16 protein-coding genes and 1 pseudogene are annotated in these 23,770 nt (G+C 58.4%); 5 read left to right on the plus strand and 12 right to left on the minus strand.

Annotated features, from left to right (window positions below; translation table 11 throughout):
* Window positions 1-5: 5 nt before the first annotated feature.
* From ACYZT3_RS14405 to ACYZT3_RS14425, 5 genes are all read right to left on the minus strand, one after another.
* Window positions 6-905: a carbohydrate ABC transporter permease gene (locus tag ACYZT3_RS14405; protein ID WP_282383457.1), complete on the minus strand. Its 900-nt coding sequence runs from the start codon at window positions 903-905 to the stop codon at window positions 6-8.
* A gap of 169 nt (window positions 906-1,074) precedes the next feature.
* Window positions 1,075-2,385, minus strand: coding sequence for an ABC transporter substrate-binding protein (locus tag ACYZT3_RS14410; RefSeq protein WP_462030143.1), 1,311 nt, complete (start codon window positions 2,383-2,385; stop codon window positions 1,075-1,077).
* Between the two features lie 228 nt (window positions 2,386-2,613).
* Window positions 2,614-3,519, minus strand: coding sequence for an AraC family transcriptional regulator (locus ACYZT3_RS14415; RefSeq protein WP_462030144.1), 906 nt, complete (start codon window positions 3,517-3,519; stop codon window positions 2,614-2,616).
* A 157-nt stretch (window positions 3,520-3,676) separates the two neighbouring features.
* Window positions 3,677-4,972 carry a glycosyltransferase gene (locus ACYZT3_RS14420; RefSeq protein ID WP_282377923.1) on the minus strand — a complete coding sequence of 432 codons (1,296 nt, stop codon included), beginning with the start codon at window positions 4,970-4,972 and terminating at the stop codon, window positions 3,677-3,679.
* Between the two features lie 66 nt (window positions 4,973-5,038).
* Complete coding sequence (locus ACYZT3_RS14425; protein ID WP_282377925.1) at window positions 5,039-5,398, minus strand: response regulator; 360 nt, start codon at window positions 5,396-5,398, stop codon at window positions 5,039-5,041.
* A gap of 259 nt (window positions 5,399-5,657) precedes the next feature.
* Between ACYZT3_RS14425 and ACYZT3_RS14430 the strand changes: the two genes are divergently transcribed.
* From ACYZT3_RS14430 to ACYZT3_RS14450, 5 genes and pseudogenes are all read left to right on the plus strand, one after another.
* Complete coding sequence (locus ACYZT3_RS14430; protein WP_462030145.1) at window positions 5,658-9,149, plus strand: response regulator; 3,492 nt, start codon at window positions 5,658-5,660, stop codon at window positions 9,147-9,149.
* Window positions 9,149-9,982 carry a CheR family methyltransferase gene (locus tag ACYZT3_RS14435; RefSeq protein ID WP_462030146.1) on the plus strand — a complete coding sequence of 278 codons (834 nt, stop codon included), beginning with the start codon at window positions 9,149-9,151 and terminating at the stop codon, window positions 9,980-9,982. Before ACYZT3_RS14430 ends, ACYZT3_RS14435 begins: the two co-directional genes overlap by 1 nt.
* A pseudogene (locus ACYZT3_RS14440) lies at window positions 9,979-10,328 on the plus strand (chemotaxis protein CheB). Before ACYZT3_RS14435 ends, ACYZT3_RS14440 begins: the two are co-directional and overlap by 4 nt.
* Entirely contained in the window at window positions 10,322-11,503 is a 1,182-nt protein-coding gene (locus tag ACYZT3_RS14445) for a hybrid sensor histidine kinase/response regulator (RefSeq protein ID WP_282377931.1), read from the plus strand. Before ACYZT3_RS14440 ends, ACYZT3_RS14445 begins: the two are co-directional and overlap by 7 nt.
* A 77-nt stretch (window positions 11,504-11,580) precedes the next feature.
* A complete protein-coding gene (locus ACYZT3_RS14450) occupies window positions 11,581-11,958 on the plus strand; it encodes a response regulator (protein WP_008146959.1) in 378 nt (125 codons plus the stop codon).
* Window positions 11,959-11,993: 35 nt separating this feature from the next.
* Here the strand turns inward: ACYZT3_RS14450 and ACYZT3_RS14455 are convergent, their stop codons facing one another.
* The 7 genes from ACYZT3_RS14455 to mexE all read right to left on the minus strand — a co-directional run bounded on the left by ACYZT3_RS14455 (window position 11,994) and on the right by mexE (window position 23,500).
* Complete coding sequence (locus ACYZT3_RS14455; protein ID WP_282377948.1) at window positions 11,994-12,908, minus strand: halovibrin HvnA; 915 nt, start codon at window positions 12,906-12,908, stop codon at window positions 11,994-11,996.
* Between the two features lie 205 nt (window positions 12,909-13,113).
* A complete protein-coding gene (locus tag ACYZT3_RS14460; protein ID WP_462032370.1) occupies window positions 13,114-14,766 on the minus strand; it encodes an ATP-binding protein in 1,653 nt (550 codons plus the stop codon).
* Between the two features lie 14 nt (window positions 14,767-14,780).
* Window positions 14,781-16,283 (minus strand): ATPase domain-containing protein, encoded by a 1,503-nt coding sequence (locus tag ACYZT3_RS14465; RefSeq protein ID WP_462030147.1) that lies wholly within the window; start codon window positions 16,281-16,283, stop codon window positions 14,781-14,783.
* A 115-nt stretch (window positions 16,284-16,398) separates the two neighbouring features.
* Entirely contained in the window at window positions 16,399-17,454 is a 1,056-nt protein-coding gene (locus ACYZT3_RS14470) for a tetratricopeptide repeat protein (RefSeq protein ID WP_282377952.1), read from the minus strand.
* 179 nt (window positions 17,455-17,633) lie between these two features.
* On the minus strand, window positions 17,634-19,055 hold the full coding sequence (locus ACYZT3_RS14475; protein ID WP_462030148.1) for an efflux transporter outer membrane subunit: 1,422 nt from the start codon (window positions 19,053-19,055) through the stop codon (window positions 17,634-17,636).
* Window positions 19,052-22,231, minus strand: coding sequence for an efflux RND transporter permease subunit (locus ACYZT3_RS14480; protein ID WP_462030149.1), 3,180 nt, complete (start codon window positions 22,229-22,231; stop codon window positions 19,052-19,054). The genes ACYZT3_RS14475 and ACYZT3_RS14480 overlap by 4 nt, the downstream gene beginning before the upstream one ends.
* A gap of 15 nt (window positions 22,232-22,246) precedes the next feature.
* On the minus strand, window positions 22,247-23,500 hold the full coding sequence (gene mexE / locus ACYZT3_RS14485) for a multidrug efflux RND transporter periplasmic adaptor subunit MexE (protein WP_462030150.1): 1,254 nt from the start codon (window positions 23,498-23,500) through the stop codon (window positions 22,247-22,249).
* Window positions 23,501-23,770: the final 270 nt, after the last annotated feature.

The raw sequence follows: 23,770 nt of genomic DNA on the forward strand, positions 1-23,770 counted from the left end.
AGGCCTCAGGCTTTGTCAGTCAGGTTTTTGCCGATCATCCGCACCAGCACGATGGCCGCGATGTTGGCGATCACCACCGCGATCAAGCCGCCGGCGGACGCCATGCCGACGTCGAACTGCACCAGCGCCTGGTTGTAGATCAGGTAGGCCAGGTTGGTCGAGGCGTAGCCGGGGCCACCGTTGGTGGTGGTGAAGATTTCGGCGAACACCGAGAGCAGGAAGATGGTTTCGATCATCACCACCACCGCAATCGGCCGCGCCAGGTGCGGCAGGGTCAGGTGCCAGAAAATCGCGATCGGGCCGGCACCGTCCAGGCGCGCGGCTTCCTTCTGTTCCTGGTCGAGCGACTGCATGGCGGTCATCAGGATCAGGATCGCAAAGGGCAGCCATTGCCAGGAGACAATGATGATGATCGACAGCAGCGGGTAATGCGCCAGCCAGTCCACCGGCTGCGCGCCGAACAGTTTCCAGACGTAGGCGAGGATCCCCGAGACCGGGTGGAAAATCAGGTTCTTCCAGATCAGCGCCCCGACGGTGGGCATGATGAAAAACGGCGAGATCAGCATCACCCGCACGATGCCGCGACCGAGAAACTCACTGGCCTCCAGCAGCGCACTGATCAGCACCCCGAACACCACACTGATCAACAGCACGCTGCCGACCAGCAACAAGGTGTTGGTGGCGCCGGGCAGGAACCCCGAGTCGCTGAGGAAGTAGCTGAAGTTCTCCAGCCCGACGAACTGGTTTTCACCGGGGTAAAGCAGGTTGTAGCGGATCAGCGAGAAGTAAACGGTCATGCCCAGCGGCACGATCATCCACAGCAGCAACAACGCCACCGAGGGGCTGACCAGGAACCAGCCGGGGTTGGCCAACCGGCTTTTACGCACCGGCTGGGGAATGTCCATGTGAGCGTTGGTAGTTGAAATATTCATGGTGTAAAACCGATTGAGAACAGGTAGATGAAGATCAACTGTAGGAGCGAGGCTTGCCCGCGAAGAGGCCGTCAGATTCACCATCTTTATCGACTGACAGAACGCTTTCGCGGGCAAGCCTCGCTCCTACAAGGGCTCAAGGTTACTTGGGATAACCGGCGCGCTTCATTTCACGTTCGGTGGTTTGCTGGGCAGCGGTCAGGGCCTGGTCGACCGTGGTCTGACCGATCAGCGCTGCCGAGAACAATTTGCCGACCTGGGTGCCCACGGCCTGGAACTCCGGAATGGTCACCAACTGGATGCCGATGTAGGGCACGGGTTTGAGGGTCGGTTTGCTCGGGTCCGCAGCTTTCAGCGACTCAAGGGTCACCTTGGCGAACGGCGCAGCCTTCATGTACTCATCGCTGTACGTCGAAGCGCGGGTACCTGGTGGTACGTTGGCAATGCCGTCTTTCTCTGCAACCAACGCTCCATACTCCTTGGAAGTGGCCCAGGCGCTGAAGGTTTTCGCGGCGTCCTTGGCCTTGGAACTGGTCGGAATCGCCAGCGCCCAGGAATACAACCAGGCTGAGCCCTTGTCGGTGGTTTCGTGCGGTGCGTAGGTGAAGCCGACGTGGTCGCTGACCTTGCTTTGGGTCTTGTCGGTGACGAAGGAGCCAGCGACGCTGGCATCCACCCAAATTGCGCATTTGCCACTGTTGAACAGCGCCAGGTTTTCGTTGAAACCGTTGCTGGAGGCGCCGGGTGGACCGGAGTCTTTCATGGTCTTGACATAAAAGTTCAGCGCATTTTTCCACTCGGGGCCGGTGAATTCCGGTTGCCACTTCTCATCGAACCAGCGCGCACCATAGGCATTGGCGACGGTGGTGATCAGCGCCATGTTCTCGCCCCAGCCGGCCTTGCCGCGCAGGCAGATGCCGTACTGTTCTTTATCCTTATGGGTGAGTTTGCTGGCGAATTCGCTGATCTGGGTCCAGGTCGGGTGCTCGGGCATGGTCAGCCCGGCATCCTTGAACAGATCGGTGCGGTAATAGGTGATGGAGCTTTCGGCGTAGAACGGCAACGCATACAGCGAACCCTTGACCGACAGGCCTTCACGCACCGACGGGAACACGTCGTCGAGGGCGTAGCTGGCCGGCAAGTCCTTCATCGGCTCCAGCCAACCCTTGGCACCCCAGAGTGCGGCTTCGTACATGCCGATGGTCAGCACATCGAACTGTCCGCCCTGAGTGGCGATGTCAGTGGTCAGGCGTTGGCGCAAGACATTTTCTTCCAGCACCACCCAATTGAGCTTGATGTCCGGATGCTCGGTCTCGAAGGTTTTCGAGAGTTTTTGCATGCGGATCATGTCGCTGTTGTTGACGGTGGCGATGGTCAGGGTTTGGGCGCCGAGGCTGACGCTGCTAAGGGTCATGCAGGTGAGGGCAAGCAGAGCTTTTACAGAAGGTTGCATCGTGCACTCCTTTTCTGCACCCCGCGGGTTACAGAAGGACAGTTATTGTTTTTGTGTCTTCCTGCGGAGGGAAGAATGTGCACTGATTACAGCCTTCTATTGATGACGTGACAAATCATCCATCGCACTTCGATCGATACTAATTTGCACTGATGTTTGGAGGGAGAGGTGCAGGGAACGGCTTTTCAGCAGTTGCACCCTATGGTATCCGTATAGGTTTTCAGGCGTTTAACCCAGGTTCTGCTCAGTCAGCCGCTGCACGGCCAATCGCCGGTAATGCGACGGCGTCATGCCCTTGAGCTGCTGAAAACGCCGATTGAAGTTGGAAATATTGTTGAAGCCCGATTCGAAACACACATCGGTCACCGGTTTGTCGCCATCGGCCAGCAGCTCACAGGATTTACTGATGCGCAGGCGATTGACGAACTCGATGAAACAGCGGCCGGTGGCTTGCTTGAACACTCGACTGAAATAAGTCGGCTTCATGCCAAGGTGCTCGGCGACTTCCTCCAGCGGCAGGTCCCGGGCGTAATGCGCGAAGATGTAATCCACCGCCCGATTGGTGCGATCGATGTTGTGCTCGTCGGCCAATTGCGGCGTCGTGGCCCCGGACAGCAGCTGATAGTCGTCAGAGGCCGCCAGCAACTCCAGCAAAATGAAAAAGTGCCCGAGGCGGGTCACGCCTTTGGTGTCGGCAATACGTTGCATCAACGTCATGGCCTGGCGAATGGTGCGCTTGCAGCGAAACTCGATACCGTACTGGGCGCGCTCCAACAGCGGCGCCAGCGTCTTGAGCTCGGCAAATACCAAGTGGCCGCTGTCGAACAACTCGTCCGTAAAGTTGACCAACATGTCGCGTTTGGGCACCACTTCGTTTTCGGCCACCTGGCTGATCCAGTTGTGGGGCAGGTTGGGGCCGGTGAGGAACAGCGTTTCAGGATAGAAGTTGCCGATGTAGTCGCCGATGAACACTTTGCCGGCGCTGGCGACGATCAGGTGCAGCTCGTATTCCTTGTGAAAATGCCAGCGCACCAACGGGCAGGGAAAACCGTGCTGACGATAGATGATGGACAACCCGTTATGGTCGTCCATCAGTTCGTAAGAGGGGTCTGTCACGCGGGCTGTTCGAGTCATGTCAGGGCGCTTTTCTTGTTTTCGCTATCGGATCATGCCTCTTTTGGCGACTGCTGTGCCAGCCTGCCACGATTTTCGCTTATGCCGTCTCATGCAATCTGCGCCCGTAAACCGCCTTCATGCTGGTGGCGCTCCAGCAGTAGCGGACTAGTCAGTTCTATAGCGGGTTTCGATTTTTAGCTTCAATCCATTGCGCCATGTATTGCGTACTTTTGTGGTGGTGATGACGCAACATGCTGCCGGTAAAGTTATCGCTTCTAAGGTGTGCCAAGTGTTGTTGGCAGTGCAGCAACTTTTCAATCAATGCCGGGCCATGTACAGACTGTCGATAACGATCGGCCAGCAACGTCTGTCCCAAGGATTGGGCGTCGGTCCAAAGTGCTTCATCCTTGTACAGCCGAACCGCGCAATCGGCGAACGCCTGTGCTGTCCGGGCCACGGCGCCGGGCCAGAGATGTTCGCCGTGCATCGCTTCGGCGCCGATGGGCGTTGTGATCGTGGGTGTGCCACACAACATGGCGTCGACAATCTTGCCTTTGATACCGGCACCGAAACGGAGAGGCGCCAGACAAATCCGCGCGCCAGACATGACGTCTAACGCATCTTCCGCCCAATTCATGACATGGAACCCCTGGCCGGGATTGTGCAATGCAGTCGCCTTGGGCGGTGTGTACGCGCCGTAAATGTGTAACTGAGCGTCGGGCAGTTGCGCACGGATCAGCGGCCAGATCGCGGTTTTCATCCAGAGCACCGCATCCCAGTTCGGCGCATGTCGAAAGTTACCGATACTGAGAAAGTGCGCCCGGTCTTCAAAAGCCGCCGGCGGCACGCTCGGTAGATCGACCATGAGTGGACACCAGTGCAGCAAATTACGCGGCAGCTTGAATTGTTCGACCAGCAATTCGATCTCCACTTCGGAGATCATCAGATTCAAGTCGCAACGATAAATCGCTGCGATTTCCCGTTTGGCCAGATCGGTCTCGGCCATGTGCTCAAACTCTTCACGCAACGCCGAGGCGAACACTTCATTGAAGTCATTGGCGTCGTCGCTGGCCTTCAAACGCTCCTTGAGGCGTTGATGGCGGGCATCTCGCAGGCTTCGCAGATCGGAGGTCTCAAGCACGCGCAAGGCAGCGGGGCAGTATTGTTCAACGCGCCAGCCGAACTGTTCTTCCATCATGAACTGATCGAACAGAACGATATCCGGGGCCAGTTCACTGATAAAGGTGTCGAAACGGCTGTTGTTCAATTCGATCGGGACTTCGCGAATGCCCAAAGTGCCGAGATCTGCCCGGTGTTCGCCGGTGCCGGCCGGGCTACTGAATGTAATGTCCCAGCCCTGCTGCAAAAAAGTCTCGAGAATTTGCATCATGTGCCCGCCGGCCGCAGAAGAGCGGGGCTCGGGCCAGACGTAACCAATAACCAGGACTTTGGTTGCGTGGGGCTGAGTCATGAACGGGTATTCCTTGGTGCGGGTAGAGGGCCGGGGGGAGAAAACGGGGGAGCGAAGATACCAGTCTCAGGCAAGCATGCCTTTGACCTTGTCGCGCAGCTGATCAATGGAAAACGGCTTGCCGATCACCTGCATGCCTTCAGGCACATCGATGCTCTCGGCATAGCCGCTGGCGAACAGGATCAGCAATTTAGGGCGAACCATTCGGGCCTGGGTGGCCAGTTCACGGCCATCCATCACCGGCAACCCGACGTCGGTCATCATCAGATCGATGTATTGATCCTCGTCGTTGAGAAACTCCAGCGCCTGCTCGCACCCGTCGGCCTCCAACACCTTGAATTCCAGCTCCTCAAGGACATCGACTATCAGCATACGCACGATGTCGTCGTCTTCGACTACCAGGATGATGGATTTTTCGGCGGACATAGTGGGCTCTCAAAGGTTGAATTCACGGTTGCCGGTCGATCGAAATCGCCGGGTTCTTGCTTGAGTAAGTGACGGAACCCGACAAGTTCCCACGCGGTAGAAAAAAGAATAGCCGCACGCGTGCCGGCAAGGATAACCGCTCCTTCGCGCCGGAGCAGTGGAATGTAGGATTTTGCGCGAAAAGGTGTCAGAAAATTGGATCAATGTGCCACTTTTGGGGCAAACTCCGTGGTTTTCGACAGTTCGACAAGGCTCCCCCATGACATCCGCGTCTTCGGTTGATGAGCAACGATTCCGTAAACTCCTGAGCCGCAACGTCAGCCTGCCGTTGGGTGTCGGCGTGCTCAGTGCAGTGTTCTTTGTCTCGCTGATCACTTACCTGTTGTCGGTGATCCAGTGGGTCGAGCACACCGACCGGGTGATCAATAACGCCAATGAAGCGATCAAGCTGACCGTCGATCTGGAAACCGGTATGCGCGGCTTCCTGCTCACAGGCAACGAGCAGTTCCTTGAACCTTACGAGACGGCCAAGCCGCGAATCATTGTCTCCCTCAACACCTTGCTCGAACTGACTGCGGACAACCCGGTGCAGACCGACCGCCTGCACCGACTCCAGGCCTTGCAGGATGAGTGGGCCACTTACGCAATAACAATGATCGATTTGCAACGTGCCAGCGGCGATTACCGCGGCGCGGTCAAGGCTGGGCGCGGCAAGCGGCTGACCGATGAGATCCGCAAGCAATTCGAAGACGTGATCGCCATGGAGCAGCAGTTGCGCACCACACGTAACGAGGACGTGCGCCGCACCACGATCTGGAGCATCAGCCTTTATCTGTTGTTCATCGCCGGTATCAGCGCATTGCTGGCCTACATTGGCCGTCGGGATTTGCTCAACCTTTCGCAGATTTACAGCGCCAACCTCACTGCGCAAGAGGCCAGCGCCCATCGTCTGGAACAGCAGGCCTGGTTGCGCAATGGCCAGACCGAACTGGCCGAGCAAGTGTTGGGGCAACTGTCGCTTAATCTGCTGGGCCGCAACATTTTGCAATTTTGTGCGCAGTACCTTGGCACGGCCGTGGCGGCTATGTATGTTCGTGAAGAACACGGTGGCCTCAAACGCACTGCATCCTACGGTTTCTCCCGCGAGCAGGAAGCACTTGATCAGCAGATTTACAGCGATGAAGGCATTGTCGGCCAGGTAGCGAGCCAGGCGCGCTTGATCCGTCTCGATAACGTACCGAGCGATTACTTCAAGGTCAGCTCCGGCCTGGGCGAAGGTCTGCCGCATAGCGTGCTGGTCGTGCCGACCAGTGACGACGATCGGGTCAACGGTGTGATCGAACTGGGCTTCTTGCGCCCGCTGACTGACCGCGATGTCGAATTGCTTGAACTGATTGCCGGCAACATCGGCACGTCCATCGAGGCCGCTCGCTATCGCCAGCGCTTACAGGAGGTGCTGGCCGAAACCCAGCAGCTCAATGAAGAGCTGCAAGTTCAGCAGGAAGAACTCAAGACCGCCAACGAAGAGCTGGAAGAACAGTCGCGGATTCTCAAGGAGTCCCAGGCGAATCTGGAAACCCAACAGGTAGAGCTTGAACAAACCAATGAACAGCTCGCCGAGCAGGCCGGGATCCTGGCCGAGCAGCGCGACGCGATGGACCTGAAGAACACCGAGCTCAATCAGGCCCAGACCCAGCTCGAAGAACGCGCCGAAGAGTTGCAGCGCTCGAGCAAGTACAAGTCTGAATTCCTCGCCAACATGTCCCACGAGTTGCGCACGCCGCTGAACAGCTCGTTGATCCTGGCCAAGTTACTGGCGGAAAACCCTCAGGAAAACCTCAGCGCCGAGCAGGTCAAGTTTGCTGAGTCGATCTACTCTGCCGGCAATGATTTGCTCAACTTGATCAACGACATTCTCGACATTTCCAAGGTCGAGGCCGGCAAGCTTGAGATACGACCGGAGAACACCAGTGTCGCGCGTCTGGTGGATGGCTTGCGCGGGATGTTCCAGCCATTGGCTGCCGACAAGAAGCTGGATTTCCAGGTCGAGGTGCAGGCCGGTGCGCCGATGATGATCTTCACCGACCGCCAGCGCCTGGAGCAGGTCATCAAGAACCTGCTGTCCAACGCGGTGAAATTCACCGAAAAAGGCACCGTCAGCCTGACAGTCGCCAGCCAGCCCGGCGACGGTATCGCTTTCATCATTCGCGATTCGGGGATTGGCATTGCCGAGGATCAGCAGGACAGCATTTTCGAAGCCTTCCGCCAGGCCGATGGCACCACCAATCGCCGTTACGGCGGTACCGGCCTGGGCTTGTCGATTTCCCGTGACTTGGCCACCTTGCTGGGCGGTTCCATCAGTGTCACCAGCGAGCCTGGGCAGGGCAGTGTGTTCACGCTGGTTTTGCCGCAGCAATACGTTGAACCGGGCGAAGAGCCGGTCGAGCCGATGAGAGCCACGCCGGTGGCCATTGCGCCGAGAATGCCGACCGCCGCGCGGGTGCCGCTGATTGCCGACGTTGATATCCCGCGTTTCGACGACGATCGCACCCAGGCGCCATTCGCCACTCGGTGCATTCTGGTGGTGGAAGACGAGCCGAACTTTGCGCATATCCTTTACGACCTGGCGCATGAACTGGGTTATCAGTGCCTGGTGGCCCACGGTGCCGACGAAGGCTACGACCTGGCCGTAGAGTTCATCCCCGACGCCATTCTGCTGGACATGCGTCTGCCGGATCATTCCGGGTTGACTGTGTTGCAACGCCTGAAGGAGCACGCTGAAACCCGGCACATTCCGGTGCATGTGATTTCGGTGGAAGACCGGGTCGAGGCCGCGATGCACATGGGCGCCATCGGGTATGCAGTCAAGCCGACCACTCGCGAAGAACTCAAAGATGTGTTTGCCCGTCTTGAAGCCAAGCTGACCCAGAAGGTCAAACGCATCCTGCTGGTCGAAGACGATGATTTGCAGCGCGACAGCATTGCCCGGCTGATCGGCGACGATGATATCGAGATCACTGCCGTTGGCTTGGCACAGGATGCCCTGAACTTGCTGCGAACGACGATTTTCGACTGCATGATCATCGACTTGAAGCTGCCGGACATGCTCGGCAACGACCTGCTCAAGCGCATGTCCACCGAAGATATCTGCTCGTTCCCACCGGTGATCGTCTACACCGCACGCAACCTGACCCGAGACGAAGAGGCCGAGCTGCGCAAGTATTCGCGCTCGATCATCATCAAGGGGGCGCGCTCGCCCGAGCGTTTGCTGGATGAGGTGACACTCTTTCTGCACAAAGTCGAATCCAGGTTGTCCCATGAGCGGCAGAGGATGCTCAAGACCGCGCGCAGCCGCGACAAGGTTTTCGAGGGGCGCAAGGTATTGCTGGTGGACGACGATGTACGCAACATCTTCGCCCTCACCAGTGCCCTGGAGCAAAAGGGTGCAGTCGTGGTCATTGGTCGAAACGGCCGTGAAGCGATTGAAAAGCTTAATGAAGTCGAGGACATCGATCTGGTGTTGATGGACGTGATGATGCCGGAGATGGATGGCTACGAAGCCACCATCGAGATCCGCAAGGACCCGCGCTGGCGCAAGCTGCCGATCATTGCGGTGACGGCCAAGGCCATGAAGGACGATCAGGAGCGCTGCCTGCAAGCGGGCTCCAATGATTACCTGGCCAAGCCCATCGACCTGGATCGCCTGTTCTCGCTAATTCGCGTGTGGTTGCCGAAGATGGAACGCATTTAATGGAACGCATTTATTCAGTGGAGCGAAATAGCGAAATCGAATTGCGCTTGTTGATCGAGGCGATCTACCTCAAATACAGCTATGACTTTCGCGACTACTCCGGCGCTTCGATCAAGCGTCGTGTCAATCACGCGTTGAGCCAGTTCGAGTGCGCCACTATTTCGGCGTTGCAGGAAAAGGTCCTGCACGACCCGACGGCGTTCATGCAATTGCTGCAATTGCTGACGATCCCGGTCAGCGAAATGTTTCGCGACCCTTCGCATTTCCTGGCGATCCGTCAGGAAGTGGTGCCACTGCTCAAGACTTACCCCTCGATCAAGATCTGGATCGCCGGTTGCAGCACGGGGGAAGAGGTCTATTCGATGGCCATTCTGCTGCGCGAAGAAGGCTTGCTCGATCGCACCATCATCTACGCCACCGACATCAATCCACGCTCGCTGGATAAAGCCAAGCAAGGGATTTTCTCCATGGAGAATGTCCGCGCCTACACTCATAACTACCAGCAGGCAGGTGGCCAGCGTTCGTTCGCCGACTACTACACGGCGGCCTACGGTTACGCCATTTTCGACAAGACGTTGTGTGAGAACGTGACCTTCGCCGATCACAGCCTGGCGACCGACAGTGTTTTCTCAGAAACTCAATTAATTTCGTGTCGTAATGTTTTGATTTATTTCAATAAAAAGCTTCAGGATCGTGCTTTTGGTTTGTTCCGGGAATCCCTTTGCCATCGTGGAATTCTGGTGTTGGGCAGCAAGGAAACACCGGATTTTTCTGCCTACGGGAACCAGTTCGAACCGTTGGTCAAACAAGAACGGATTTACCGCAAATCATGAACAGTGCAGCGGATTTGCCTTCTATAGAGGCTATCGTGATCGGCGCCTCGGCCGGCGGTGTAGAGGCGCTGCTGAATATTCTCAGCCCACTGCGAGAAGGCTTCACGCTGCCGATGCCTACGGTTCAGCCCTGGCCGCAGTGTTGTTGACCGGCGCCAACCGCGATGGCGCCAGCGGTCTGGCCCAGGTCAAATACCGTGGCGGCATGGCCATCGTCCAGGACCCGGACGAAGCTCAGGTTGCAACCATGCCCCAAGCTGCACTGGATATGCACCAGCCAGACCCTATCCTCCCTTTACGCGGCATCGGCCGTCTGCTTGTCGAGCTGGAACGAATCGCATGTTAAGTACTATCCAAGCCAAACTGCTGATCGTCGACGATCTGCCGGAGAACCTGTTGGCGCTCGAAGCGCTGATCAGGCGCGAAGACCGTATCGTCTACAAAGCCTTGTCCGCCGACGAAGCCTTGTCGCTGTTGCTGCAACACGAATTCGCCATGGCCATTCTCGACGTGCAGATGCCCGGGATGAACGGCTTTGAGCTGGCCGAGCTGATGCGCGGCACGGAAAAGACCAAGAACATCCCGATCGTGTTCGTCAGTGCGGCCGGCCGTGAGCTGAACTACTCGTTCAAGGGCTACGAAAGCGGTGCCGTGGATTTCCTCTACAAGCCGCTGGATATCCACGCGGTCAAGAGCAAGGTCAATGTGTTCGTCGAACTGTTTCGCCAAAGCAAGGCGATGAAACAGCAGGTCGAAGAGCTGGAGCAGAGTCGCCGTGAGCAGGAAGCGCTGCTCACGCAGTTACAAAGTACCCGGCTGGAACTGGAGCAAGCGGTGCGCATGCGCGATGACTTCATGTCCATCGTTGCTCATGAAGTCCGCACGCCGCTCAATGGCCTGATCCTCGAAACCCAGTTGCGCAAGATGCACCTGGCTCGGGATAACGCTGCGGCGTTCGCTCTGGACAAAATGCACGCGATGGTCGATCGCGACGAGCGGCAGATCAAAAGCCTGATTCGCCTGATCGAAGACATGCTCGATGTGTCGCGAATTCGTACCGGCAAGTTGTCGATACGACCGACGCGCTTCGATCTGTCGGCGCTGGTTCGCGGCTTGTTGCAGAACTTCGCCCCGCAGATCACTGCTGCCGAGTGCTCGGTAACGCTCGACGCCGAGCAACCGGTGGTGGGCAACTGGGACGAATTTCGCATTGAACAGGTGATCTCCAACTTGATGACCAATGCTCTACGATACGGCGCCAAGAGTCCGATCACCGTTAAGGTGTACAGTGAGAGCGGTCAGGGTCGGGTGGACGTGCGCGATCTTGGGATCGGCATCAGCGAAGAGAACCAGAAGCGTATTTTCCAGCAGTTCGAACGAGTCACGGCCAAACACGCTGTCGCGGGGTTGGGCCTTGGATTGTTTATTTCCGAGCAGATTGTGGCCGCCCATGCCGGTTCCATTACCGTCGAAAGCCGGATTGGCGAAGGCGCCTTGTTTCGCGTTTGTCTGCCGCTGTAGGAAAACAGCCCGATAAACGCAACCTCTGATCGACCCCACGGTCGTATCAGCAGCTATTGACCGAACAAAGGCTTCCCATGAGTGAAGATGCACAAGACGTCGTATTGATCGTCGAAGATGACCCCTCGATTTTGATGGTGCTATCGGCCTATCTGTCGGGTGAGGGCTACCGGGTATTGCAAGCCGAAAACGGCGAGCAGGCCTTCGAAATTCTGTCGAGCAAACCCCACCTGGACATGATGATCACCGACTTCCGCCTGCCGGGCGGAATTTCTGGCGTCCAGATTGCTGAACCTGCCGTGAAGCTGCGACCGGAGCTCAAGGTGATCTTTATCAGCGGTTATCCGCAGGAGATCCGCGAGACGGACAGCCCGATCACCCGTAAGGCGCCGATCCTGGCCAAGCCGTTCGATCTGGATGTACTGCAAGAGCTTATGCAGGAAATGCTGTCTTGATTCTAGGCGTTGATCAACAGTCAACGTTCTCGCCGTCAGGGCACGACTTGATCCCCGGGTACATACGTGAACGTCGCATCGGCAGCAGGCTTCGCGGGCAGTATAAGCTGCACGATCGGTTTCACTATGCCGCCACTTTTATTGTAGAAATCCCTCTGATCATGTTGTGCACCTGCCAGGCCGCCCGGGGTGTAGAGATAGAAGAACGCCTCGATGGGCAATTCTTGAGGGATATTCTGCGGCCAGGTCGCCAGGATCAGTTCGTTTTGTTGAGGGAACCAACTTGCGCCGAGCATATTCCTCGTGCGTATGGATTGGTAAAAGGAGTCGGCCGCCAGGTGGTTCATGGCGTCACGCACGTCAAAACTGCATTGATAAGCCTGGGCATTCGACGGAACAGGGGCGCTTTTCCAATGTGCCATCCATCGTTCGGCCGTCGTGATGCTCAAAGTTTGGCAACGCCGGCTTTCCAAAGGGTAATAGGGGTGACCGCCGCACCCCGGCTTGTCTCGAAGCTGACTCCAGCCGTCGATGGGGTAGCTGCACAGCACCTCGATCTGCCGGATGCCAGGCGGGTAGGAAAGAACCGGATAGAAAATAAGCCCGTTGATCTGGCCCAACACCAGATCCCTGAATTTCGAATCCTTGCGCAGAAACGAGAACGACACACCACCACTCTGCTGCGAATGCGGGCTGGGATTCCAACTTGAGTATTGCGTGGATGGCACCGTCGAGCGCAGCACAATGCCTGAGCACAGAAACGCCGGCATCGAGGCCTGGCCGCAATCGGCGCGGGTGTCTTGATAACGTCTGGTCAGTTCGCCCGCAACCGCCGCGCCATTGGCGGTAGCGCTGCGGGTTGGCAAAGTGCTCCCCGCACCTTGTTGTTCCTCTCGAACCTGACAGCCAGCCAAAGCAACCATCAGTATCAGCGCGATGATTTCCTTCATTGCCTATCCCTCCCTTGTGACCTGCGCGTGGCAATCGGGCGCAGAGCACCTCAACAGAGGCCTTGCTGCGGACTTCAGAGGAGATTTAATCAAGGAAGAACTACACTGAATAGCTGACAGAGTTGACAGCTGACAGGCTTAAAGTCGCGGTCTATGCTGAGCGGTTGTGCCGTTTGGTCAGTAGCGTGATTTTCCGGATAACGCATTAGACCCGAATCATCTCCCTTACCTTCGCCGTCAACAGGTCGAAGGTGAAAGGCTTGGTAATCATCTGCATGCCTGGGTCAAGGAACCCGCCGCGCACCGCCGCGTGCTCGGCATACCCGGTGATGAACAACACCTTGAGCTCGGGCCGGTACTGCCGGCCGATTTCCGCCAGTTGCCGGCCATTCATGCCCGGTAACCCGACGTCGCTGATCAACAGATCAATACGCTGCGCGGAATCAAGAATCGGCACCGCGCTGTCGGCATCGCCTGCCTCGACGAGGGCATAACCCAGCTCACTCAAGACCGTGCTGACCAACACGCGCACCGCCGGATCATCCTCGACGATCAGCACCGTTTCGCCGTTCTGTGCGACGGGGGCGTGCTGAACGCCTATAGGGCTGTCCGGGGGCACGTCACCGCCGAAACGTGGCAGAAACAGACTCACCGTGGTGCCTTCGCCCACTTCACTGTGAATGGCGACGTGGCCGCGCGATTGTTTGCTGAAACCATAAATCATCGACAGTCCAAGGCCTGTGCCTTGACCGATTGGCTTGGTGGTAAAGAACGGGTCAAAGGCTCGGTTGATGGTGCTTTGCGGCATGCCACACCCGGTGTCCGTGACGCTCAGCACCACATAATCACCCGGTTGAAGGTTGCTCTGGGCCTCGGTGAACTCAATGTCAAGATGTTGATTGCTGGTCTTTACCACCAGTTTGCCGCCGTCGGGCATCGCATCCCGGGCATTGATCACCAGATTGAGCAGGGCGCTTTCCAGTTGGTTGGGGTCGGCCTCGGCCACCCAGAGTTGCTCGTTCAGTTGCATGTCCAGCTGAATGCTTTCGTTGATGCTGCGTTGCAGCAGTTCGCCCATGGAAACCACCAGTGCGTTCATCTCCACAGGTTTGGAGTCCAGCGACTGACGCCGGGAAAACGCCAGCAGGCGGTGGGTCAGGCCTGCCGCGCGGTTGGCTGAAGTCACACCCAGGTCGATAAGGCTGTCCAGATCGTCGGTGCGCCCACGGGCCAGACGCCGGCGTAACAGCTCAAGGCTGCCGATGATGCCGGTCAGCATGTTGTTGAAGTCGTGGGCAATACCGCCGGTGAGCTGGCCGACCGCTTCCATTTTCTGCGATTGGCGCAGGGCTTCTTCATTGTGTCGTAGCTGGGCGGTGCGTTCCTCGACCTGCTGTTCAAGCGTTTCGAGGGTGTTTTGCAATCGCAGCTCGCTTTGACTCAAATCGATCAGCCGGTCCCTGGCTTCGTACTGTCGTCGGCGTCCGCGCAACGCGGTGGTCACCAGGCTGATCAATGTAACCGGGTGAAAAGGGCGCTCAAGAAAGGTCACGTTCCCCAACTGAGGGCCGTAGCGCGACGCCGGGTTTTGTTCCGGGCCGCCATGGTAGGTCATCAAAACAATGGGAAGGTCGGACCAGGCCGGCTGTTGCTCGATCAGACCGAACAGCGGTTCAAGATCACCCCCCGACAAGGCCTCGGAAGAGATCAGGAGCAATCCTGCTCCTTGCTCCAGTTCGCGGCACAACGCCACCAGATCTCGAGTAATCACCCCGTCGTAACCCGCTTCGTTGAGCATCATCAGCGCAATTTGGCTGTCGCGACCCAGCGGCGCGAGAATGATCGCGCGCTCGGACATTGCTTCCTTGGCAATCACGGGCTTTCTTCCTGAAGCAAGGGTTTGCTGGCACCCAGATAAGTAGGGACGCCGCTCAACACCCCCTGAAACGCATCCAGTGGTTCACCAATGGTGATGCCCTGAGCGCTGATGCGGTATTCACGAATGGTTGACTCATGGCTGCCCGTGCGTTTCTTGATGATCGAGATCGCCCGGCGAACCTTGCCCAGTGCCTCGAAGTAGCGCAACAGGATGACCGTATCGGCCAGATAAGTGATGTCGACGGGGGCTTGCATGTCACCGACCAGTCCATGCTGAGCGACCGTCATGAAGGTCGCGGCACCCTGGCGATTGAGGTACAGCAGTAGCTCGTGCATGTGCAGCACCAGCGCGCTTTCTTCGGGCATCGCCGCCTGATAGCCGTTGATGCTGTCGATCACCACGGTCTTGATATTGCCCTCATCGACGCAGCGACGAACCCGGTAGGAAAACTCTCCGGGAGACAACTCGGCCGCGTCGACTTGCTCGATCAGCAGGTTGCCAGTGTCTTGCAGCGCCTTGAGGTCGATGCCGATGTTCTTCATGCGCTCGATCAGTAACCCGAGCTCTTCGTCGAAAATGAACAGCGCGGCTTTTTCGCCACGGGCCACGGCGGCAGCGGCGAAGATCATCGAGATCAGCGATTTGCCGGTACCGGCCGGGCCAAGGATCAGCGTGCTGGACCCGGTCTCGATACCGCCGCCGAGCAGGGCGTCCATTGCTGTGATGCCGCTGGACAATTGCTGGCGGACATAGCAACCGCGATGTTCGGCGGCCACCAGGCGCGGAAATACATGCACGCCATCACCCATGATGGTGAAGTCGTGATAACCGCCACGGTATTTCTGGCCGCGGTATTTCAACACGCGCATCCGTCGACGCTCGGCGCCATAGTGGGGGGTCAGTTCCTCAAGGCGAATGACGCCGTGGGCCACACTGTGTACGGTTTTATCGAGGGATTCGGTGGTCAGGTCGTCCAGCAACACCACCGTGGCGTCATAGTGCACGAAGTAATGTTTGATCGCGAGGATCTGGCGACGGTAGCGCAGCGAGCTTTGGGCCAGCAGACGGATCTCGGAAAGACTGTCGAGCACCACGCGGGTAGGCTTGACCCGTTCGACCACTTCGAAAATCTGCTGGGTGGCTTCGCCCAGTTCAAGGTCCGAGGAATACAACAAACTCTGTTGATGCTCGGCATTGAGCAGGTTTTCCGGGGGTGTCAGTTCGAAGATGTGGATGTTCTCATCCAACTCCCAGCCGTGGGACAACGCTCCCTGCCGCAGCTCGCGCTCGGTTTCCGACAAGGTGATGTACAACGAGCGTTCGCCGGCACGAGCGCCGGCCAACAGGAAATGCAAAGCGACGGTGGTTTTGCCGGTTCCGGGCTCACCCTCCAGTAAAAACACATGGCCGCGGGACAATCCACCGACCAGGATGTCATCCAGACCTTCGATGCCGGTGGCGGCTTTTGCACTGATCAACTCGTTAGATGTAGACAAAAAATGCCCTCTCATGACTAGGGGAAGCGAGGCAGCAGGCCGTAAGCCTGAATGGACTGCCTGCTCACTTGACCCTTGGCCGAGACGACGAGTTCAACGAGATTTTTTGCTGTTGTTAAAGCCCTTGCTGCAACGCAGGGTCGTCGGGATTGAGTTGTTCAAGTTGCGCCAACAGAATCTGCACGTTTTGCAGCTGTCCGCTTTCCTTCCAGTAGTTGATCAGCAATACCCGGGCCTTGCGGTCGGCCGGGTGGCGCTGGACGATCTCCTGCAACTGTTTTTGCGCCGCTTCCAGCTCCTGTTCATCGTGAAGCGTGGTAGCCAGGTCGTAACGGTATTCCTTGTTATCCGGCTCCAGCTCCACGGCTTTGGAAAGGCCGAGCAGGGCGAATTCACTTTGCCCGTGATGCAGCAACCAGAGCCCCAGGGCATGTTGCAGGTAGGCTGAATCGGGTTGAGCCTTCAGCTGCTTGGCCAACAGCTGCCGGGCGGCATCGTTTTGGCCCTGTCGATCCAGCACTTCGATCTGCATCACCAGCGCCGGCAGATTGCCGGGCGCAAGACGCAAGGTGTTCTCCAGTGCTTGCCGCGCCTCTTTCAATTCGGCGTTGTGCAGATGCAGTCGAGCCAATTGATAGTGGTTGTCGGCGCTCTCCGGCTGACGCTTCAGATCCTGTTCCCAGGCATCGATGGCTTGCTCCAGCGGCCCGAAATACAAACCGAGATCGTCCGGAGAAAGCCCCAACAAGGCGTTGACGGCGGCATAGCGGACGCGCTGTTCGCTGTCATCGAGTAACGGGCCCAGCAGCAGACTGCGCTGACCGCTGGGCACCAGACCGCTGATGCTTTTGATCGCCGCAATGCGCACGTCTGGCGATTCATGCTGCAAGTCCGCATCGGCCAGTTTCAGCGCCACGGAGCTGGGGTAGTTGGGCAGTTCGGCATGCAACCAGACGCGGCGTTTGGCCGATATATCAGAGCGGCCCAGTTGCTGGTAGAGAACCCGCGCTGCACCCGGTTGGCCTGCGCGCGCCTGGTTCAGCGCTTCGCTGTAGCCACGCTTGATCGCCTCCGGCACTGCGGGGGTGGTGCTGCGCAGGAAAAACCAGGCAAGGCCTATGGCAAACAGGACACAGAGGCTGATGAGCAGGTAGCGACGGGACTGGGGCATGCAGGAATCCAGGAGCTGGCAAGCTGTTGCAAGGTTGCCAGCTTCGGTCAGGCAGGGCTGTGAGTCAAACCCGGTGTTGGGGGGACGTGGCGAGCAGACAAAAAAAGCCCCGCGACCGAATGAGGCGCAGGGCAAAGGAATTGGTTGGTTGCGGCCAACCAAAGGAGCTCGTTAAAACATTACTGGCTGGCGACCGTCTCTGGTTGCCAGCCACCGCCGAGGGCTTTGTAAATCGCGACAATGCCGCGGAAAAGATCGACTTCGGCCTGGGCCTGGGTGTCTTCAGCCGCCAAACGCTCGCGCTGGGCGTCGAGCAGGACGAGGAAGTCCGCCGTGCCTTCGCGGTAGCGAATGTCGGCCAGGTCGGCCGCGGCGCGGCTGGATTCACTCTGACGAATCAGCGAGATCAGGCGTTGTTGACGTTTGCCGTAGTCGCTAAAGGCGTTTTCTGACTCTTCCAACGCCAACAGTACTTGTTGCTCGTAGGTCGCCAGGGCGCCTTCGGCATCAGCATCGGCGCCACGTAAACGGGCGCGCACGCTGCCAAGGTCAAACGCAGCCCAGGTAATACTTGGGCCCAGCGCCCAGGCGTTGGCCGCCGAGGAGCCGATTTGCGAACCGCGCCCGGCAGTGAAGCCAAGGAAGCCGCTGAGGCTAACCCGTGGGAACAAATCAGCCTTGGCCACGCCGATACGGGCAGTGGCGGAAGCCAGTTTGCGCTCGGCGCTGAGAATGTCCGGGCGACGTTGCAGCAGTTCACCCGGATCACCGATCGGCAGGGCCTTGGCGATCGCCGGCAACTCTTTTGGACTCAGGTCGACGGTCAGCCTGTCCGGACGTTCACCCAGCAGGGTGGCGATGCGGTTGCGTTGACGAACCTGTTCGGCCTGCAACTGCGGCACGCTGGCTTCGACGGAGGCCAGGCGTGCATCGGCGCGGACCACATCGAGCTGATCGCCGACGCCGGCATCACGCAGACTTTCGGTGATCTTGCGCGATTCCTGTTGGTTGTTCAGGTTGGCCAGGGCGATCTTTTCCCGCAGCTGCGCTCCGCGCAGTTGACCGTAGGCGTCCACCAGTTCGGCAATCATGGAGACTTGCAGTTGGTACAGATCGGCTTCGAGCGCCTGCTGTTCGGCGTCGGCGGACTCCAGGTTGCGCTGGATACGGCCAAACAGGTCGATCTCCCACGCCATGTCCAGGCCCAGGTCGTAGCGTTCGCTGTTAACCCGTTTCGTGGTCTGGCCCGGGATCTGACCCTTGGCCAGGTCACTGCTGGCCCGGCTGGTGATGGTCGGCATGGCGTCATTGCTGACGTCGTCGCGAATCGCCCGCGCCGCTTTCCAGCGGGCGAAGGCCACGCGCAAATCACGGTTGCCTTGCAACGATTGAGTCACCAAGTGGTTGAGCGTCGGGTCTTCAAACTGCTGCCACCAGATGCCTTCGAAACGCGCGCGGTCGAAGTTCTTCTGACCGGCGCTGCCATCGGTGGCGGTCGTGATGTTGGCCGGCTCAGTGGCTGGAGCCTTGTAGTCCGGGCCGACGGCACAGGCACTCAGGGCCAGTACCAGAAGGCTCGGCAGGAAGGCTTTCAGGCTCATTGTTGCGCCTCCAGTTTCAGGGCCTTGGCCGCTTTGCGCGCTTCACCGCGCTCCACAAAGTTACGAATCAATACGTAGAACACTGGCGTCAGCAACAGACCGAAGAAGGTCACCCCGAGCATCCCGGAGAACACCGCCACACCCATGGCATGACGCATTTCGGCACCGGCACCGCTGGAGAAGACCAGAGGCACAACACCCATGATGAACGCGAAGGAGGTCATCAGGATCGGCCGCAGACGCAGACGGCAAGCTTCGAGCACCGCCGCCAGCGGGCTCATGCCTTCTTCCTGTTTATCCTTGGCAAACTCGACGATCAGAATCGCGTTCTTACAGGCAAGTCCCACCAGTACGATCAAGCCGATCTGGGTGAAGATGTTGTTGTCGCCACCCGAGGCAATCACACCGGTGATGGCCGACAGCAGGGTCATCGGTACGATCAGAATCACCGCCAGTGGCAGGCTCCAGCTTTCGTACTGTGCCGCGAGTACCAGGAACGCCAGCAGGACGCAGAGCGGGAACACGAACAGTGCAGTGTTGCCGGACAGAATCTGCTGGTAGGTCAGGTCGGTCCACTCGTAGGTCATGCCGTTTGGAAGTTCTTCCTTGAGCAGTTTCTCGATGGCTTTTTCGGCCTGGCCGGAGCTGTAGCCGGGGGCGGCTGCACCGTTGATTTCAGCGGTGATGAAACCGTTGTAGTGCATCACGCGATCCGGGCCCGAGGTGTCGCTGACCTTGATGAAGGTCGCCAGCGGGATCATCTCGCCTTTGTTGTTACGCACTTTCAGCTGACCGATCTGGTCCGGTTCGAGACGGAACTGCTGCTCGGCCTGAACGTTGACCTGATAGGTACGACCAAAGCGGTTGAAGTCGTTGGCATACAGCGACCCCAGATAGATCTGCAGGGTGTCGAAGATGTCGCTGACGGCCACGCCGTGGGTCTTGGCTTTTTCCCGGTCGATTGCCGCATCGACCTGTGGCACGTTCACGGTGTAGCTGGTGAACAGGGCGGCCAGTTCCGGCACGTTGTGGCTTTTGTTAATGATGTTCATGGTTTCTTTGTACAGCTCGTCATAACCCAGGTTGCCCCGGTCTTCGATCTGCAGGCGGAAACCACCGATGGTGCCCAGGCCTTGTACGGGCGGCGGCGGGAAGATTGCCATGTAGGCTTCCTGAATCCCGGCGAACTGGCCGTTCAATGCACCGGCAATCGCACCGGCGGACATGCTCGGGTCTTTACGCTCATCGAACGGTTTGAGGGTCACGAAGACGATGCCGGCGTTAGGGCTGTTGGTGAAGCCGTTGATCGACAGGCCTGGGAACGCGACGGCACTGTCCACGCCAGGCTGTTTCAGGGCCAGGTCGGACATGCGTTTGATCACGTCTTCGGTACGGTCCAGGCTCGAGGCATCCGGCAGTTGAGCGAAGGCCACCAGGTATTGCTTGTCCTGGCCAGGTACGAAACCGGTCGGGGTGTTGGCGAAACCGAAGAAGGTCAGCACCATCAGGCCTGCGTACACTAGCAGGGCGATACCGCTGCTGCGGATAACCCGGCCCACGGTGCCGACATAACCGTGACTGGCCTTGTCAAAGAAGCGGTTGAACGGACGGAACAGCCAGCCACCAAAGATCTTGTCGAGGACCTTGGAGAAACGGTCCTTCGGCGCGTCATGGCTTTTGAGCAACACAGCAGCCAGGGCAGGCGACAGGGTCAGCGAGTTGAACGCCGAGATCACGGTCGAGATCGCAATGGTCAGGGCGAATTGCTTGTAGAACTGCCCAGTCAAACCGGAGATGAAGGCCGCCGGGATAAACACCGCACACAGCACCAGCGCCGTCGCGATGATCGGGCCGGTCACTTCACGCATGGCTCGTTTGGTGGCTTCGACCGGTGTGAGCCCCAATCCGATATTTCGCTCGACGTTTTCCACCACCACGATGGCGTCGTCCACCACGATACCGATGGCCAACACCAGGCCGAACAGTGACAGGGCGTTCAGCGAGAAGCCAAACAGGTGCATCACGGCAAACGTACCGATCAGCGAAACCGGCACCGCCACCAACGGAATGATCGAGGCGCGCCAGGTCTGCAGGAACAGGATCACCACCAGAACTACGAGAATCAGCGCTTCGAAGAGGGTGTGAACCACCGCTTCGATGGAGCCGCGCACGAAAATCGTCGGGTCATAGACGATGCTGAAGTCCATGCCTTCCGGGAAGTTCTTCTTCAGCTCGGCCATCTTGCCGCGCACTTCGTTGGAGATTTCGATCGCGTTGGAGCCAGGGCGCTGGAAGATCGGGATCGCCACGGCCGGCTGGTTATTCAGCAGCGAGCGCAGGGCGTACTGGCTGGAACCCAATTCAATCCGAGCGATGTCTTTCAGGCGCGTGATTTCACCGTTGTCGCCGGAGCGAATGATGATGTTCTCGAACTCTTCTTCAGAAACCAGACGGCCTTGCGTGTTGACCGACAGCTGGAACGCGGTGGCATTCGGTGCAGGAGGTGCACCCAACGCACCGGCAGCCACCTGACGGTTCTGTTCACGGATGGCGGTCACGACGTCGGTGGCGGTCAGGTTACGCGAAGCAGTCTTGTTCGGATCGAGCCAGACACGCAACGAGTAATCGCCCATGCCGAACAACTGCACGTCACCGACACCGCCCAGTCGCGCCAGCTCATCTTTGATGTTGAGCAAGGCGTAGTTGGACAGGTAGAGCATGTCGTAGCGTTTGTCCGGCGAGGTCAAGTGCACAACCATCGTCAGGTCGGGCGAAGCCTTGTCCACGGTGATACCGATTCGCGTCACTTCTTCTGGAAGCTTCGGCTCGGTCCGGGTCACGCGGTTCTGAACTTGCACCTGAGCGTTGTCCAGGTCAGTGCCCAGCGCAAAGGTGATGGTCAGGGTGATCTTGCCGTCCGCGGTGGACTGCGAAGACATGTACAGCATGTTCTCGACGCCGGTGATGGCTTGCTCCAGCGGAGCTGCCACGGTTTCACCGATGACTTTTGGGTTGGCGCCCGGGAAGTTGGCACGGACCACAACGGTCGGCGGAACCACCTCCGGGTATTCGCTGATCGGCAACTGGAACAGCGAGATGGCGCCGGCGATCAGGATCAGCAACGAAAGCACCGCTGCGAAGATCGGTCGCGAAATGAAGAATTGGGAAAAATTCATCGGAGTTATCGTCCCTTAACCGCGTGGAGTCGCAGCAGCCAGTTTCACAACCGAACCCGGCGCGACCTTGGCAGGTGCGACTTGGGGCAGGTTGCTGGCTTCCAGCGCTTGTCGTTGTTGAGCCAGAGCGGCGAGGGTTTCCTTGGTGGCCATCGGGATCACTTCAGGGGTGACCGGCGAACCAGGACGAACCCGTTGCAGCCCCTTGACGATGACGGTGTCATCCTTGTTCAGGCCGCTGCGCACGATGCGTAGGCCTTCGATCTTCGGACCCAGCTCGACCGAGCGATACGCCGTCTTGTTGTCGGCATCCATCACCAGCACGAACTTTTTACCCAAATCGGTACCGACCGCTTCGTCGTTGATCAGCACGGCGGAATAGGTGCCGCTGCCGACCAGTTTCAGACGGGCATACAGGCCGGGGGTGTAGGTGCCGTCGCTGTTATCGAACACCGCACGACCGCGGATGGTGCCGGTTTTCGGGTTGACCTGGTTGTCGACGAAGTTCATCACGCCTTGGTGCGGGTTGCCGTCTTCATTGGACAGGCCAAGATAAACCGGGGTGGTTGCTCCGCGTTTGCCTTGGCGAGCGAGCGCGGTGTACTTGAGGAATACACGCTCGTCGGCGTCGAAGTAGGCGTAGACCTTGTCAGTGGAAACCACACTGGTCAGCGCGGTGGTGTCGGCGGTCACCAGATTGCCGGCGGTGATTTCCGCACGGCTGACACGGCCGCTAATTGGCGCAGTAACACGGGTGAAACTCAGGTTTAGTTTGGCCAGGTCCAGTTGCGCCTGGAGGGCACCAACCGCGGCGCGGGCTTCTTGCGAAGCGCTGGTGCGCGAATCGGCCAGTTCGGCGGAAATAGCATTGCTGGTGCGCAGACGCTCACCGCGCAGGGCTTCATTTTCGCTGCGGGTGGCGTTGGCGCGCGACTGGGCAACCAGGGCTTCGAGGCGGCGAACCTCGGCCTGGAATGGACGCGGGTCAATCTGGAACAGCAGGTCGCCTTTTTTGACCAATGCGCCTTCAGTGAAGGCCACTTCGTCGATCTGGCCGGAGACCCGTGGACGAATTTCTACGGTTTCCGGCGCTTCGAGGCGCCCGGTGAATTCGTCCCATTCATTGACCGGTTGTTCAATCACCTTGGCCACGCTGACTTTGGCTGCGGGCATAGTGGCGGCCGTGTCCGGAGTCTTGCCGCAGGCGCTCATCACCAGCACGGCCAACAGGGCCAACGGGAAGCGCAAATGTTTGAGTGATTGTTCCATGGATGCATCCGCCAATGTATTGAGAATGGACGGATGATGCTCGGCGAGGATGTATCGCACGAATCGAATGAGGCAAAGGTAACTATCATTCGGAATGATATAAGGCCCAAGCAGGCTCTCTAGCCTGCACCTTTCGTTAGGCGGCTATCAATTAGAGTGATCGGCCGCGGTTGCTCATCGTTTAGGCCGGAAAGGTGCTGCCAGCAGGGCGAATCTTCCCAAAAATAGAATTAATTCCAATAAGTTGTGGGTGCAACAGGAAATGCCCAA

This window comes from Pseudomonas sp. MDT1-16 (genome assembly GCF_054898115.1).